Here is a 15,761-nt window from a genome sequence, read left to right on the forward strand (position 1 = left end):
TCATCCTGAGCCAGGATCAAACTCTCCAATAAAGTTAGTTTGTCTAGCATCTAAAATAAAAATTGACGTTTCACGTTGTTTGTTTCGTTCAGTTTTCAAAGAACTACTTGGCCGCTCATTTGCGACTTCCTTATGTTAACATCTTCGTTAGTTAATGTCAACTAAGTTTTTCATTTTGTTTGTCGCTTGCGACGTTAATGTCATCGGCGACTTGTTCTATATTACACCTCTAAAGTATAATCGTCAATATGTTTTTATAAAAAATATAAAAAGGCTTATTTATTTTAAAATAAGCCTTTTTATCACATATCATTCTATTCATTTATTATTTTTCTATAATTGGTAACGAAACGATAAATTGAATAATACCATCCCTATATTCCACTCGAATACTACCACCTTGTAGCTCAACAATACTTTTCGCAATCGCTAAACCGAGTCCCGAGCCTTCCGTTACTCTACTTCGAGATTGATCCTTCTTATAGAAACGTTCAAACAAATTCGCTAACTCTTCTCTCGTAAACTCTTCACTATGATTCGCAATTACAATTTGTATATCCCTACGCTGCCTTTGAAGAGAAACTTTTATCTCTCCATCATCTTTACTATACTTAATCGCATTCATTAGTAAATTATCAAATACACGAACCATCTTTTCCGAATCAATCGATGCATAAGCACGTTCCTCAGGAAACTTCTTAACAAACGTAAGTCCATGTTCTTCCGCCTGCGGTACTAACTCTTCTATTAATTGCTCGAGTAGCTCATTCATACAAACTTCCTGTTTTTCTAATACAACTTGTTCATTTGTTAACTTCGTATACTCAAATAAATCTTCTATTAAATTTTTTAACTGCTCCGACTTTGCAAAAGCAATTCTCGTATACTCATCGTGTTGTTCTTTATTTTCATATTTAGAATCTCGAAGTAATCGTAAGTAGCCCATAATAGAAGTCAGCGGTGTGCGTAAATCGTGAGATACATTCGTAATAAGCTCATTCTTTTGCTTCTCTAATTTACGTTCCTTTTCTATATTATTCATAAGCTCTTCTGCCATATTATTAATATTCTCAGTTAAAGCTGCAATCTCATCTTCACCTTTTTTCTCAATGCGGTACGCTAAGTTGCCTCTTTCTATTTCCTTTACACCTTGCGCCATTGCTTCAATCTGCTTCATCTTTCTCTTTGTTATATAGAAGAAAGAGAAAATGAATACGAGTACACCAATTAAAAATGGGAATGGCCCTTCTACTTTATAATACACTACTTCTCCTTGAGGAATTCCGCTCACAAACATATACAAATTTTTACCTTCAATTGTAATAGGTGAGAAAGTAATAAACTCTTTTCTAGATCTTTCAATATCATTATTATTTGAATAATTGATAGCAAACGAAGTTGCATTACGAATTGTATTATGCAAATTAATTTGTTCTTCTTGCGCCTGCTTCGTTTTATACAAAACCTTACCACTTTCATCCGTAACTAATATTTTAAAAGCATCCTGCCTCTGCTCTAAATTTTCATTTTCTAGCTCTATCATACTTTGTACAGCATCTAATTTATTTGCATCAACCATCATTTCCGCGGTACTTTGCGCTTTACGATTAATTTGTTCCATACCATCTCTATAATTAATCTCAGCATGTCGACTAGCATCTTCAAAAACAGGTGCTACTATCTTCGTTGATACAAAGAGTCCTAATAACGCACAAGCAGTAAATGCAGTAATAAGTTGAATTCGTATACTCCGTTTCACACTCTTTATTATCTTCCTAATTAATTCTCGAATTTTCCTAACATAAGTAAACGGATTAAATATCTTTTTCAATCTTATACCCCACTCCCCATACTGTTTTTATATATCTAGGTTTCCTTGGATTCTCCTCAATCTTTTCACGTACTTTTCGAATATGCACCATTACCGTATTATCAGACTGGAAAGATCTTTCGTTCCAAACCTTTTCATAAATTTGTTCCGCGCTAAAGACCATACCCGGATTACGAGCTAGTAATTCTAGAATTGAAAATTCCCTTGGGGTCAGTTTCACTTCTTCTCCGTCCACAATAACTTTATGGGTCGAGATGTTTATTTTCATCTCTCCAATTTCTAGCTCGTCCTCATTTTGTATAGCGAAACCATTCATTTTCATATAACGGCGTAACTGAGATTTAATTCTTGCGATTAACTCTAACGGATTAAATGGTTTCGTTACATAATCATCTGCACCCGTTGTTAACCCTAAAATCTTATCCATATCTTGCGTTTTCGCAGAAAGCATAATAATAGGCATTTCTTTCGCTTCCCTTACCTTCATACACATATGAATACCATCCACTTTCGGCATCATAATATCTAATACGACTAGATGTACTTCATTTTCTTCTAGTAAACGTAATCCTTCTTCTCCGTCTCCTGCTTGTAATACTTTATATCCTTCATTCTTTAAATAGATTGTAATTAAATTCCGAATTTCTTTTTCATCATCTACGACAAGTATTGTTTCGTGTGCCACAATATCTCCCCCATCACTTTTTTAATCCCTAACTTCTATTATAGGAAAACTTCTGAAGAAAAACGCTCGGAAATCCTTAAGATTTTCTGAAGACGCAAAAAAGGTCTAGACTCCCCTTAAGTCTAGACCTTTCAAAAAACCCCTTTTATTTACGAACGTAGATGAAATATAGTACGAATAAAACTCCCATAACATACATAATCGGATGAACCTCTTTACGACGACCACTCACAACCATTGTAATTGGATAGAAGATAAATCCAATCGCAATCCCAGTTGCGATACTATACGTAAGTGGCATAGAGATAATTGTAAAGAATGCTGGTACTGCAATCTCGAATTTCTTCCAATCAATTTCCCCTAAGGAAGAAACCATCAAGATTCCTACAATAATTAAAGCCGGTGCCGTTACAGCTGGCGTTACAACACTTAGTAATGGCGAGAAGAATAGTGCCAGTAAGAAGAATCCTGCTGTTACAACTGCTGTAAATCCAGAACGCCCTCCCGCTGCTACCCCTGCAGAAGATTCAATGTAAGACGTTGTTGTTGATGTACCCAAGATCGCACCAATTACAGTTGCAATCGCATCTGCAAATAACGCTTTTCCTGCACGTGGTAATTTATTGTTCTTCATTAATCCTGCTTGATTCGCAACCGCTACAAGCGTACCTGCTGTATCAAAGAAATCTATAAAGAAGAACGTTATAATAACAATCCCCATTTGAACTGTGAAAATATCGCCGAAGTGCGTTAACGCCACGCCGAACGTTGGTTCTAGACTCGGTATTGCTCCCACCACAGCTTTCGGAGTATCAATTAATCCTGTTGCAACTCCTAAGATCGCTGTAAGAATCATACCGTAAAATACTGCACCATTAACTTTCTTAATCATGAAGATGATCGTAGTAACAACCCCGAAGATTGCTAGTAACGTTGTGCCCTTTGTTAAGTCCCCCAACCCAACAAGAACCGCATCGTTTTTCACGATAATTCCGGCATTTTGGAATCCAAGGAAAGCAATGAATAATCCAATACCTGCTGCTACTGCAAACTTTAACTCCGATGGAATTGCATTAATGATTTTTTCACGAATACCTGAAGCAGTAAGAATAATAAAGATAATACCTGACATTAATGTTCCAGCAATGGCCGTTTGCCACGGAATACCCATCGTTAACACTGCTGTATAAGCAAAGAACGCGTTAATTCCCATACCCGGCGCTAAAGCAATTGGATACTTCGCGAAAATACCCATAATTAACGAACCGATCGCTGCCGCTAATGCCGTAGCAACGAATACTGCACCTGGATCCATCCCTGTACCTGCTGGTAACCCTTTAACATTTCCAAGCGACAGCGTAGCAGGATTGACAAATAGTACGTAAGCCATAGATAGAAATGTCGTTAACCCTGCTATGAACTCAGTCTTATAATTCGTACCGAGCTCATCAAACTGAAAATAGCGTTTCATCTTACGTTTCCCCCGTTATATGATTACTCGCCGCATTTCTCCTAGCCCTCTTTTATCCCGAGAAATAAAAAAGGCTTCCATTGCATATATACATGGAAGCGTTCTATAAACAAAGACAAGTTTCCCCTCATCTTTATATAAACGCCTCGTAGTCAAGCCATTTACGGTAGCTAGGTAGAAACTTCCGGGCCATATCCCCGATATTATACGACGGCATAATATTCACTTTTCTTTTAAATTACATAATCATATTAACTCGAATAAGTAGTTTTGTCAATTTAAAAACGAACATTTCCATAAACTTTTATAGTTTCGTTCGTATTAATACTAAAATAAAAAAGATCCATCTATGCATAAGCAATAGATGGATCTTTTTATAAATACTATTCCCACTCAATAGTTGCTGGTGGCTTACTCGTTACATCATACACGATACGGTTAACGTGTTTTACTTCGTTTACGATACGTACAGAGATTTTCTCTAATACGTCCCAAGGGATACGTGCCCAGTCAGCTGTCATACCGTCGATAGATGTTACCGCGCGGATACCTACTGTGTAATCGTAAGTACGCTCGTCACCCATAACACCTACACTACGCATACCAGGAAGCGCAGTGAAGTATTGCCAGATTTCGCGGTCTAAGCCCGCTTTAATAATTTCTTCGCGTAAAATCGCATCAGATTCACGAACGATTTCTAATTTCTCTTCTGTGATTTCACCTAATACACGAATACCAAGACCAGGTCCTGGGAATGGTTGACGCCATACGATTTCATCAGGAATTCCTAATTCTGATCCTAATACACGTACTTCATCTTTAAATAAAGTGTTTAAAGGCTCAATTAATTTGAACTGCATGTCTTCTGGAAGTCCACCAACGTTATGGTGAGATTTAATTGTTTGTGCAGTCGCTGTACCACTTTCAACGATATCTGTATAAAGTGTACCTTGCGCCAAGAAGTCCATACCTTGCAATTTAGAAGCTTCATCATCAAATACGTAAATGAATTCGTTACCGATGATTTTACGTTTTTGTTCTGGATCTTCTACACCTTTTAACTTGTCCATAAAGCGGTCTTTTGCATCCACTTTAATAACGTTCATATGGAAGCCTTCGCTAAATGTTTTCATAACGCCTTCTGCTTCGCCTTTACGAAGTAAACCGTGATCAACGAAAATACATGTTAATTGGTCACCAATTGCTTTATGAATTAACACTGCTACAACAGAAGAGTCTACACCGCCGCTAAGTGCGCATAGTACTTTTTTGTCTCCAACCGTTTCACGGATTTTCTCTAATTCTACTTCGATAAAGTTCTCCATGTTCCATCCTTCAGAACAACCACAAGCGCCGAATACGAAGTTTTTAATTAAATCGTTACCGTGCTCAGAGTGACGTACTTCTGGGTGGAATTGTACACCGTATAAGTTTTTGTCTTCATTGCTCATACCAGCAATTGGGCAAGATTCACTTGTTGCGTCTACTACGAATCCTTCAGGTAAACCAGTTACTAAGTCACCATGGCTCATCCATACAACTTGCTCTTCTGGAAGGTTCGCATATAATTTTGATTCGTTCTCTACTTTAAGAACAGCTTTTCCGTACTCGCGGTGATTTGCACGCTCTACTTTACCACCGAAGTGTTGCGTCATAAGCTGCATACCGTAACAAATACCGAAGATTGGTAAACCTAGTTCAAAGATTTTTTCATCACAATGTAATGCACCTTCACCGTATACACTATTTGGTCCACCAGAGAAAATAATCCCTTTTGGATTCATTGCTTTAATTTCTTCTGCAGTAATTGTATGTGGATGAAGTTCACTGTATACACCGAACTCACGAATTCGACGTGCTATTAACTGATTGTATTGACTTCCAAAATCTAAAACGATAATTGTATCGTGTTGTTTCTTCAAAATAATCACCCCAACGTTAGTTCTCGTATATAAATATTTTCACCAATTTGGCGAAAAGCATTACCAATATAATAAAAAAAGCCAGTCCTCCGCCTCTAGTCTCATAACAAAGAAAAGGCAGGGGTCTGGCTTTATAAAGAAAGATAGTCTCCGCTCTTTATAAATATAAGACACACTGCCTTCATAGTCAGGTTGTTTACGGTAACCCGGTAGAGACTCTCAAACCATATCATTGAGGATATATGAAGGATCGTTTTATATTATCTTCCTAGATTCTAACAATGAAGTATCAATATGGTCAAGAGAGAAAGCGACAAAATTCTACAGAAATTCATTTCCTTTTTTAAAAAACATAAAAAAACATCCATTTCTATATAGAAATGGATGTTTTTTAGGGCAAACGGAATTACATCATTCCGCCCATACCGCCCATGCCCATGCCGCCCATGTCAGGCATTGCTGGTGCATTTGGTTCTGGTTTGTCAGCTACTACAGCTTCAGTTGTTAAGAACATAGCTGCAACAGATGCTGCGTTTTGAAGTGCAGAGCGAGTTACTTTAGCTGGATCTACGATACCAGACTCAAGCATGTTAACCCATTCGCCAGTAGCTGCGTTGAAACCAACGCCTACTTTTTCGCCTTTTAGACGCTCTACAACTACAGATCCTTCTAGACCAGCGTTGATTGCGATTTGGCGAACTGGCTCTTCTAGTGCGCGAAGTACGATGTTGATACCTGTTGCTTCGTCACCTTCAGCTACGATAGAAGCTACTTTTGTGTATACGTTCATAAGTGAAGTACCACCACCTGCAACGATACCTTCTTCTACTGCTGCACGAGTTGAGTTAAGTGCATCTTCAATGCGAAGTTTGCGTTCTTTCAACTCAGTTTCAGTTGCTGCACCTACTTTAATTACCGCTACGCCACCTGCAAGTTTTGCAAGACGCTCTTGTAATTTTTCACGATCGAATTCAGAAGTTGTTTCTTCTAATTGCGCACGGATTTGACCGATGCGAGCTTCGATTTGTTCTGTGCTTCCTACACCTTCAACTACAGTTGTATTTTCTTTCGTTACAACAACTTTACCAGCGCGTCCTAAAGATTCAACTGTAGCAGATTTTAAGTCACGGCCTAATTCTTCAGTGATTACTTCGCCACCTGTTAAGATTGCGATATCTTCTAGCATTGCTTTACGACGGTCACCAAATCCAGGAGCTTTAACAGCTACTACGTTGAATGTACCACGAAGTTTGTTCACTACTAATGTAGCTAAAGCTTCGCCTTCTACATCTTCAGCAATGATAAGAAGTGGTTTACCTTGTTGTACCACTTGCTCTAATACTGGTAAGATTTCTTGAATGTTAGAAATCTTTTTGTCAGTGATTAAGATGTATGGGTTATCAAGAACTGCTTCCATTTTGTCAGAATCAGTAATCATGTAAGGAGATGCATATCCACGATCAAATTGCATACCTTCTACTACGTCTAATTCTGTTGTGAATCCTTTAGACTCTTCTAAAGTAATAACGCCGTCGTTACCAACGCGCTCCATTGCTTCAGCGATTAATTGACCTACTTCTTCGTCAGCTGCAGAAATAGCAGCTACTTGTGCGATAGAAGATTTTCCTTCGATTGGTTTAGAAATCGTTTTTAATTCTTCAATTGCAGCAGTAACAGCTTTTTCGATACCTTTACGAAGACCCATTGGGTTCGCACCAGCTGTTACGTTTTTAAGACCTTCACGAATCATAGCTTGCGCTAATACAGTTGCAGTTGTTGTTCCGTCACCAGCTACATCGTTTGTTTTGCTAGCAACTTCTGCTACTAACTTCGCACCCATGTTTTCGAATGCATCTTCTAATTCGATTTCTTTTGCGATTGTTACACCATCATTTGTAATAAGTGGTGAACCAAATTTTTTCTCAAGTACAACGTTACGACCTTTTGGTCCAAGTGTTACTTTTACTGCGTTTGCAAGAGTGTCGACACCGCGAAGCATCGAACGACGTGCTTCTTCACTAAATTTAATATCTTTTGCCATAATAATTGACCCCCTTGGATTTTTTAAGATTTATATAATTAACCGATAACTGCTAAAATGTCACTTTCACGTAAAATCAAGTAGTCTGTACCTTCATATTTCACTTCAGTACCTGCATATTTTGAGAAGATGATAAGATCACCTGCTGCTACCTCTAAAGCAACACGCTCACCATTCTCAAGCACTCGACCAGTACCTACTGCAACAACTTTACCCTCTTGTGGTTTTTCTTTTGCAGTATCTGGTAATACAATACCACTTGCTGTTTTTTCTTCTGCTTGAACAAGCTCAATTACAACGCGATCACCTAATGGCTTTAGCATGAACAATAACCTCCTCATTTTGTTATGTAAATTTCTTTTATTAGCACTCAAGTCATCCGAGTGCTAACACACTTATAATAATAAATAATCTCAATTTCTTTTGCAAGTAAAAAAATCATAATTTTTTCGCAAATTACTATATAAACTTTCTATATAGAATACCGCCTTTACTATATGAATCGTTGTTTCCCCTACTCGTATGTTACAATATGAAAGACACCCTAAGTTGTTTTCGCTAAACGTACAACTTTTTCCTGTCTCCTACTTTAATTTCAAATAAAGATTTACAAAAAAATCATAATTCGAATGAAAGTTTATATCGTAGATAACATATTTACATGTTATCCTACCTTATCTCATACACTAGAGTTAGAAAGGATGGTTAAACCATTTGAAGAAACAATACTGGTGGATTATCGTTACATACATTTTAATGCAGTTATCTGGCGTTGTTGGATTACCACTTCTCCTAAAAACAGGACTCTATGATAATAGAGGATTTACCATTGAGGAAAAAGGACAAATCATAATGGGACACTGGGCAATTATTAGCTTCTTTGTTGCATTATGTATCATACTTTGGTTACTTAGAACAGATATTCGTGACAGGCATTTAGATGCAATGCGCTCTTCTGTCCCAGCTACTATTGGATGGATTTTCATCGGGTTCTTCTTAGCTTTCTTTTCACAAATAGTTGCCGGTATGATCGAGATGCAGCTACTAGGAATTAAGCAAGGTTCAGAAAATACAATGAAACTGATGGAAATTGCAAGAACGACACCTTGGTTCCTTATTGTCGTATCTATAATCGGACCTATCTTAGAAGAAATCGTATTTAGAAAAATTTTATTTGGTGCACTTTATAAGAAGTTTAACTTCTTTATTGCAGCTATCATTAGTTCGCTTGTATTCGCAGCAATTCATTTTGATTTTACTCACTTATTGGTATACACTGCTATGGGGCTCGTATTCGCCTTCTTATATGTGAAGACGAAACGTATTATCGTTCCGATTGCAGCTCATGTTGCGATGAATACATTAGTTGCTATTGGGCAAATTTTTATGAGCAATGAGCAAATTCAAGAAATGATTAAAGAAGCTGAAAAAATGCAAGGCTTTATCGGAGGATTTTTTGTATGAGAAACTCACCATTGTTCATGGCTGCACTATACTTCCTTCTTGGATGTATCTTTACACGCTTGGCCATTACGAACGTGACAGATACAATCTGGAATATGTGGACAATACTATTTGCAGTTATGGCAACAATTGATTTTAATTTGGCACTTCGCCTTATATTAGTTAAATTCACAAAGAAGAAACAATAATAAAACGCAGAGGTCGCTTCCTCTGCGTTTTATTGTGGATAGTTTTTCAAAAAGTAAACTAATGTTTGTAACTCTACAGCTAAGTCAATATGATGAATTCTAATATTCTCTGATACGTTTAATCGCGCTGGTGTGAAATTCAAAATACCGTGCACGCTCGTTTCAGCTAATCTATCTGCTACAGCTTGCGCTACTGTGGCTGGTACTGTTAATATTGCCACTTGTATATCATTTGATAATCTCTCTTCTAATTCATCTAAATGATATACAGGAATGCCCCCGATTTCTGTTCCAACTTTCTCTTCACTAACATCAAATGCCATTTCAATTTTTGTATTATTGTTTTTCGTGAAATTATAATGTAAGAAAGCGGTCCCTAAATTACCTACTCCAATAAGTGCTACACGTGTTATATCATCTTGATCAAGTGTTTCGCGGAAAAATGATAATAAATAATTTACGTTATATCCATATCCCTTTTTCCCTAACGCTCCAAAATACGAAAAATCTCTTCGTATTGTTGCGGAATCTACTTTTACTGCCTCACTCAATTCGGCCGATGAAACACGCTGCTTACCAGAAAGAGATAAGTTTTGGATAAATCGATAGTATAGAGGCAATCTTTTAGCAGTGGCTTGTGGAATCTTTTGCTGATCCATATGACCTCTCCTCTCTTCCTATCATTATTCATATACTTTAATCAAATACAGAAGTTTAGCACTCATTAAATTCCTTGTATAATAAAGAGAAGAAGTATTCTCTCTTTATTTTAAACTATACACTATTTTTAGTATGATTGAGAAATATAAACATGGCAAAGTTAAGAAATTATTTGAGGTGAAAACATTGATTTTATTACAAGTAAACGCGCTTTCGAAATTATACGGTGCAGAAACAATTCTGGCAAACATAAAATTGGAAGTACAAACAAAAGATCGTATCGCATTAGTTGGAAGGAATGGAGCAGGAAAATCTACATTATTAAAAATAATCGCTGGTGAATTATCTCATGATGGTGGCGAAATTATAAAACCAAAAGATGTCTCAATCGGATATTTAGCTCAAAATACTGGACTAGAAACGTCTTTAACAATTTGGGATGAAATGCTAACCGTCTTTACCCACTTACAGCAAATGGAGACAAAACTTCGAAGGCTTGAGCAAGAAATGGGAAAAGAAGAAAACTTTTCAAACGAAGCTACATATGAAAGATTGTTAGCTGAGTATGACCAATTGCAACTCAATTATAAAGATCAAGGTGGATATCAATATGAAGCGGATATTCGCTCCATTTTAAGCGGCCTTGGCTTCCCAGTTGAAACGCACCAGACGACGATTTCTACTTTAAGCGGCGGGCAAAAAACAAGATTAGCTCTCGGGAAATTATTATTAACAAAACCAGACTTACTTATTTTGGATGAGCCTACAAACCATTTAGACATCGAAACATTAACGTGGCTTGAGCAATATTTACAAGGTTATCCTGGCGCAATATTAATCGTTTCACATGACCGTTATTTCTTAGACAAACTCGTTACACAAGTATATGAAATTTCGAATAAAGAAAGCAGACGATTTGTTGGTAACTACAGTAAATATTTAGACTTAAAATCAGCATTATATGAGCAAGAAATGAAACGTTACGAAAAACAACAAGATGAAATCGCAAAACTTGAGGACTTCGTTCAAAAGAATATAGCTCGCGCTTCTACAACGAAACGGGCTCAAAGTCGCCGTAAACAACTAGACAGAATGGAATTATTAACGAGACCATTAGGGGATTCTAAGTCAGCATCATTCCACTTCGATATTGAAAAGCAAAGTGGAAATGATGTTTTACAAGTAAATGATGCAACCATCGGCTATGATGAGAACCCTATAATTGAACATGTAACTATGCGCTTAACTCGCGGAGATAGTGTTGCTTTAGTTGGTCCAAATGGAATTGGGAAATCCACATTATTAAAGTCTATTGTGAATAAGTTACCACTATTAAATGGTGATGTTTCTTTCGGATCAAATGTATCTGTTGGTTATTATGATCAAGAACAAGCAAACTTAACATCTTCTAAACGGGTTTTAAATGAACTATGGGATGAATATCCACTGCAACCTGAAAAAGAAATCCGTACTATACTCGGGAATTTTTTATTCACAGGAGATGATGTACTGAAACCAGTATCTTCCCTTAGTGGTGGACAAAAAGCTCGATTAGCTCTTGCAAAACTTATGATGCAAAAATCAAATTTATTAATTCTAGATGAGCCTACGAACCACCTTGATTTAAATAGTAAAGAAATTTTGGAGAATGCTTTAATTGATTACCCAGGGACTCTTCTATTCGTCTCACATGACCGCTACTTTATTAACCGTGTAACAACGACTGTGGTTGAGTTATCAACAGAAGGTGCACAGGAATATTTAGGGGATTACGATTACTACGTTGAAAAGAAAAATGAAATGATTGAACGTGCAGAACTTGAACAGCAAGAAAGTGACATTCCTGTTCAAAAGGTGGTTGCACAAGAGAAATTAAATTATTTAGAAGAAAAAGAGCGTAAAAAACTAGAGCGTCAACGCACTAGAAAAATTGAAGAGCTAGAACAAAGTATATTAGAATTAGAAGAAGAAATTGCTACGTTAGAAGATCAACTTTGCTTACCAGAAATATATGCAGATTATGAAAAAGCTAGTGAAATTACAACTAAAAAGCAAACGCTACAAGAACAACTTGAAACTTGTATGGCAGAATGGGAAGAGCTGCATGTATAAGCATATTTAAATAAAGAAGATGTCTCATAAGTCAGGATTTTTGACTATGCGACATCTTCTTTTCTTTTAATACAGAAACAATTTTTTGAGTATATCAATCGTAACTTAGAATATACTAACGATTTTTCAAATATATCTATCGTAACCCTATATATATTAACAATTTGACACGAAATATCGATTTAACGACAAAGATTGACAATATTAGCATCTTCTATAATGGGGTGATGTTTCAAAATGTTTTTCGGGGATATCTTCTTGCCTTTTATTTCCCGAAAAAGAACAAATTCAAAGGTCTGACATCACCCTATTTATCCACAAGTTTATACACATATCCACCTTTATAAAATAAACCTTAAAATAACTTTTCCACATTATCCACAATCAACAAAAAAGTTATCAACATTTTATATACACAATAAAACCCATATTATCAACAGACAATATGGGTTTTATCCACAACCTGTGGTTAATTATGTGCATAACTATGCTTCAATATCTAATCCTGGATTTGCATTTAAGGCTAATGTTGCACGCTTACCTTGTTCATAAGCAATTGTCCCTGCCGCTGCAATCATCGCTGCATTATCTGTGCATAAAGATAGCGGCGGAATAATTAATTCAATGTTTTCTTTTTGTGCAAATTCCTCTTCTAATCGCGCACGAAGTCCTTTATTAGCAGCTACTCCACCAGCAAGAAGTAATTGCTTTACATTATAAGCTTCTGCTGCACGAGCTGCTTTCGTTACAAGTACATCTATTACACTTTCTTGGAAACTTGCCGCTAAATCTTCTGGCGCAATTTCTATACCGCGTTGTTTTGCATTATGCACAGTGTTGATAACTGCTGATTTCAATCCACTAAAGCTAAAATCATATGAATCCGGTTCTAGCCATGCACGAGGCAAATCAATTGTCGGTTCTCCTTCATGTGCAAGGCGATCAATATGAGGACCACCTGGATATGGCATAGATAACGTACGAGCTACTTTATCATATGCTTCTCCAGCTGCATCGTCTCGTGTTTCACCAATTACTTCAAATGAACCATGTTCTTTCATATAAACAAGTTCTGTATGCCCACCAGATACAACAAGTGATAATAACGGGAATTGAACTTCTTTTACTAAACGGTTCGCATAAATATGACCAGCAATATGATGAACACCGACTAACGGAATATCATGTGCAAACGCTACTGCCTTCGCTGCATTTACTCCAATTAGAAGTGCTCCTACTAAACCAGGACCTTCTGTTACAGCAATTGCATCAATATCATCAAATGTGATGTTTGCTTCCTTTAAAGCTTCTTCTAACACAACTGTAATTTCTTCTACATGATGACGGGATGCAATCTCTGGTACAACGCCGCCAAAACGTTTATGACTTTCAATTTGTGATGCAACGACATTCGCAATAATTTCCGTTCCATTTTTAACAACTGCTACTGCTGTTTCATCACAACTTGTTTCAATACCAAGTATAATCGTATTTTTTTCCATTATATATTCACCCACATTACGAGACCATCTTCCTGATTGTCTGCATAGTATCGTTTACGAATCCCACCATTTTGAAATCCGTATTTTCTGTATAACTGCTTTGCTACTTCATTTGATACACGTACTTCAAGTGTCATTGTTTTTACCCCTAGTTCTTTCGCTTCAGAAATAACTGCTTTCAATAGGGCATCTCCTAACTTTTGACCTCGGTATTCTGGCAAAATAGCTATATTTGTTATATGTGATTCATCAATAATTATCCACAATCCACAATACCCGATTACACGACCATCTTTTTCTAACACAATATAATGTGCATGTTCATTCATCGTTAATTCACGGTGAAAGGCATCTGCAGTCCAAGGAGTTGAAAAAGACGCTTCTTCAATAGCTACAATTTGAGCAATATCATCAAGCTCCATCTTTCTAAATATCATATCCATCTTCTGCAAGCTCCTACTTGTTTTGACTTTCTAACCACTTTGTTTCAGCTTCAGCTAAACGAAGATAGCTTGGAACAAACGTATGCACATCTTGTTCTTCTTTTTGTAATCCTAAGAATGCTAGCTCACTTGGTCTTGGGTTATTTTTAGTAAATGGAGCGAATACAGCTTGATCACCTAAATGTTCTATAATTGTTTCTTTATGCAATTTAACATCGTTACCGATAAATAAAACAGGCTGTCCTTTATCTTTTAACATTTGCAACCAGTCTACAATAAGAATAATTCGGTCTTCTTCTATTGAAGTTAACTGCTCTCCTTCATATGTATATAACCCAGTATAAATTTGCCCACGTCTTCCATCAAATAAAGGACAAATTAATCCGTTAAAGTTAGCACCGTTTGCAGCTACTACCTCTAAACTTGATACACCTACAATTGGTATTTGAAGTGACCAAGCTAATGTTTTCGCCGCTGTCACGCCTATGCGAACACCTGTATAGGATCCAGGTCCAGCAGCTACAACGATTTTAGTTAATTCCTTCGGTTTTACGCCACACTCTTTTAACAGTTTCTCTACAGCTGGCATAAGACGTACAGAATGGTTTTTTGTTAAATTTGTAATGATTTCCCCAATTACGTTTCCTTCCTCAATAAGGGATACACCCATTACGTAATTTGAAGTATCAATTGCTAGTACTTTCATCTTGTAATAGCTCCTCACATAATCTAATATAGCGATCTCCAATTGGCTCGAGTATAATTTTTCTTGTGTCATCTCCAGCATGGAATAAACTAATTTGTAACTTTTCATTCGGTAAATATGCTTCTATTAAATGAGCCCATTCTACTACCGTAATTCCTTCACCGTAGAAATATTCATCAAAGCCTAAGTCCTCTTCACTTTCTGCTAAGCGATACACGTCCATATGATATAGCGGTAATCTTCCTTTATATTCTTTGATGATATTAAAGGTAGGACTATTTACAACTCTTTTCACTCCAAGACCTTTTGCTAATCCCTTTGTAAAAGTCGTCTTACCAGCTCCAAGATCTCCTTCTAAAATAATTACATCTTGTGCCTCTACGAGCTCACCTAGTTTTTCTGATAACCTTTGTGTTTCCTCAGAAGATTTTGTTGTTACTTCATACTTACTCACAGATTTCACCTACTTTACTCACAATGTTCTCTGCTCTTTATTATACAGGTTTTGAATATATAAAAAAGTCCTTAGGAGTTGTCCTAAGGATAGTTTGACTGTCTTTATTAGTTTTTTGTTAAAACAAATAAAAAAATACGAAACAACTTGTTTCGTTCTTTTCTTTATATGAAATGGCGGTCCCGACCGGGGTCGAACCGGCGATCTCCTGCGTGACAGGCAGGCATGTTAACCACTACACCACGGGACCATTTGGTTGCGGGGACAGGATTTGAACCTGCG

Annotated in this window: 14 protein-coding genes, 1 tRNA gene and 2 riboswitches; of the genes, 3 read left to right on the plus strand and 12 right to left on the minus strand. The window is 36.8% G+C overall.

The window, feature by feature from the left end:
- Nucleotides 1–325: 325 nt before the first annotated feature.
- The 6 genes from ACTFRH_RS30425 to groES form a co-directional block, all read right to left on the minus strand.
- A complete protein-coding gene (locus ACTFRH_RS30425; protein WP_000719250.1) occupies nucleotides 326–1,831 on the minus strand; it encodes a sensor histidine kinase in 1,506 nt (501 codons plus the stop codon).
- Complete coding sequence (locus ACTFRH_RS30430; protein ID WP_000929884.1) at nucleotides 1,815–2,516, minus strand: response regulator transcription factor; 702 nt, start codon at nucleotides 2,514–2,516, stop codon at nucleotides 1,815–1,817. Before ACTFRH_RS30430 ends, ACTFRH_RS30425 begins: the two co-directional genes overlap by 17 nt.
- Nucleotides 2,517–2,661: 145 nt before the next feature.
- Nucleotides 2,662–3,987 (minus strand): NCS2 family permease, encoded by a 1,326-nt coding sequence (locus ACTFRH_RS30435; RefSeq protein WP_000833096.1) that lies wholly within the window; start codon nucleotides 3,985–3,987, stop codon nucleotides 2,662–2,664.
- A 129-nt stretch (nucleotides 3,988–4,116) separates the two neighbouring features.
- Nucleotides 4,117–4,218: riboswitch (purine riboswitch) on the minus strand.
- Nucleotides 4,219–4,370: 152 nt separating this feature from the next.
- The gene (gene guaA / locus ACTFRH_RS30440; protein ID WP_000743911.1) at nucleotides 4,371–5,909 is read right to left on the minus strand and encodes a glutamine-hydrolyzing GMP synthase; all 1,539 of its coding nucleotides are present in this window, start codon (nucleotides 5,907–5,909) and stop codon (nucleotides 4,371–4,373) included.
- A gap of 164 nt (nucleotides 5,910–6,073) precedes the next feature.
- A riboswitch (purine riboswitch) is annotated at nucleotides 6,074–6,175 on the minus strand.
- Between the two features lie 140 nt (nucleotides 6,176–6,315).
- Entirely contained in the window at nucleotides 6,316–7,950 is a 1,635-nt protein-coding gene (groL, locus tag ACTFRH_RS30445; protein ID WP_001029993.1) for a chaperonin GroEL, read from the minus strand.
- A 38-nt stretch (nucleotides 7,951–7,988) separates the two neighbouring features.
- Nucleotides 7,989–8,273 (minus strand): co-chaperone GroES, encoded by a 285-nt coding sequence (groES, locus tag ACTFRH_RS30450; RefSeq protein WP_000917311.1) that lies wholly within the window; start codon nucleotides 8,271–8,273, stop codon nucleotides 7,989–7,991.
- A gap of 391 nt (nucleotides 8,274–8,664) precedes the next feature.
- Here groES and ACTFRH_RS30455 point away from each other — a divergent pair, with 391 nt between their 5' ends.
- Both ACTFRH_RS30455 and ACTFRH_RS30460 read left to right on the plus strand, forming a co-directional pair.
- Nucleotides 8,665–9,414: a CPBP family intramembrane glutamic endopeptidase gene (locus ACTFRH_RS30455; RefSeq protein ID WP_000745321.1), complete on the plus strand. Its 750-nt coding sequence runs from the start codon at nucleotides 8,665–8,667 to the stop codon at nucleotides 9,412–9,414.
- Entirely contained in the window at nucleotides 9,411–9,602 is a 192-nt protein-coding gene (locus ACTFRH_RS30460; RefSeq protein WP_001246205.1) for a YdiK family protein, read from the plus strand. The genes ACTFRH_RS30455 and ACTFRH_RS30460 overlap by 4 nt, the downstream gene beginning before the upstream one ends.
- A 29-nt stretch (nucleotides 9,603–9,631) precedes the next feature.
- Here the strand turns inward: ACTFRH_RS30460 and ACTFRH_RS30465 are convergent, their stop codons facing one another.
- Nucleotides 9,632–10,261 carry a redox-sensing transcriptional repressor Rex gene (locus ACTFRH_RS30465; RefSeq protein WP_000372699.1) on the minus strand — a complete coding sequence of 210 codons (630 nt, stop codon included), beginning with the start codon at nucleotides 10,259–10,261 and terminating at the stop codon, nucleotides 9,632–9,634.
- A 187-nt stretch (nucleotides 10,262–10,448) separates the two neighbouring features.
- Here ACTFRH_RS30465 and ACTFRH_RS30470 point away from each other — a divergent pair, with 187 nt between their 5' ends.
- Entirely contained in the window at nucleotides 10,449–12,374 is a 1,926-nt protein-coding gene (locus tag ACTFRH_RS30470; RefSeq protein WP_000602151.1) for an ABC-F family ATP-binding cassette domain-containing protein, read from the plus strand.
- A gap of 485 nt (nucleotides 12,375–12,859) precedes the next feature.
- On the opposite strand, the gene tsaD is transcribed toward ACTFRH_RS30470, so the two are convergent.
- The 5 genes from tsaD to ACTFRH_RS30495 all read right to left on the minus strand — a co-directional run bounded on the left by tsaD (nucleotide 12,860) and on the right by ACTFRH_RS30495 (nucleotide 15,729).
- Nucleotides 12,860–13,876 carry a tRNA (adenosine(37)-N6)-threonylcarbamoyltransferase complex transferase subunit TsaD gene (gene tsaD / locus ACTFRH_RS30475; protein WP_000414585.1) on the minus strand — a complete coding sequence of 339 codons (1,017 nt, stop codon included), beginning with the start codon at nucleotides 13,874–13,876 and terminating at the stop codon, nucleotides 12,860–12,862.
- Complete coding sequence (gene rimI, locus ACTFRH_RS30480) at nucleotides 13,876–14,319, minus strand: ribosomal protein S18-alanine N-acetyltransferase (RefSeq protein ID WP_000367189.1); 444 nt, start codon at nucleotides 14,317–14,319, stop codon at nucleotides 13,876–13,878. Before rimI ends, tsaD begins: the two co-directional genes overlap by 1 nt.
- A gap of 13 nt (nucleotides 14,320–14,332) precedes the next feature.
- Nucleotides 14,333–15,025 carry a tRNA (adenosine(37)-N6)-threonylcarbamoyltransferase complex dimerization subunit type 1 TsaB gene (gene tsaB, locus ACTFRH_RS30485; protein WP_000865753.1) on the minus strand — a complete coding sequence of 231 codons (693 nt, stop codon included), beginning with the start codon at nucleotides 15,023–15,025 and terminating at the stop codon, nucleotides 14,333–14,335.
- On the minus strand, nucleotides 15,006–15,479 hold the full coding sequence (gene tsaE / locus ACTFRH_RS30490) for a tRNA (adenosine(37)-N6)-threonylcarbamoyltransferase complex ATPase subunit type 1 TsaE (protein WP_000049642.1): 474 nt from the start codon (nucleotides 15,477–15,479) through the stop codon (nucleotides 15,006–15,008). The genes tsaB and tsaE overlap by 20 nt, the downstream gene beginning before the upstream one ends.
- A 174-nt stretch (nucleotides 15,480–15,653) precedes the next feature.
- A tRNA-Asp gene (locus ACTFRH_RS30495) sits at nucleotides 15,654–15,729 on the minus strand.
- Nucleotides 15,730–15,761 lie beyond the last annotated feature (32 nt).

Origin of the sequence: Bacillus cereus group sp. MYBK216-1 (assembly GCF_051916495.1) — a bacterium.
Taxonomy (GTDB): domain Bacteria; phylum Bacillota; class Bacilli; order Bacillales; family Bacillaceae_G; genus Bacillus_A; species Bacillus_A thuringiensis_K.

Excerpts from the sequence above, each read along its gene's own strand:
- ACTFRH_RS30435 (WP_000833096.1), bottom strand. The coding sequence starts at position 3,987 with ATGAAACGCTATTTTCAGTTTGATGAGCTCGGTACGAATTATAAGACT.
- groL (WP_001029993.1), bottom strand. The coding sequence starts at position 7,950 with ATGGCAAAAGATATTAAATTTAGTGAAGAAGCACGTCGTTCGATGCTT.
- groES (WP_000917311.1), bottom strand. The coding sequence starts at position 8,273 with ATGCTAAAGCCATTAGGTGATCGCGTTGTAATTGAGCTTGTTCAAGCA.
- ACTFRH_RS30460 (WP_001246205.1), top strand. The coding sequence starts at position 9,411 with ATGAGAAACTCACCATTGTTCATGGCTGCACTATACTTCCTTCTTGGA.
- ACTFRH_RS30465 (WP_000372699.1), bottom strand. The coding sequence starts at position 10,261 with ATGGATCAGCAAAAGATTCCACAAGCCACTGCTAAAAGATTGCCTCTA.
- tsaD (WP_000414585.1), bottom strand. The coding sequence starts at position 13,876 with ATGGAAAAAAATACGATTATACTTGGTATTGAAACAAGTTGTGATGAA.
- rimI (WP_000367189.1), bottom strand. The coding sequence starts at position 14,319 with ATGGATATGATATTTAGAAAGATGGAGCTTGATGATATTGCTCAAATT.
- tsaB (WP_000865753.1), bottom strand. The coding sequence starts at position 15,025 with ATGAAAGTACTAGCAATTGATACTTCAAATTACGTAATGGGTGTATCC.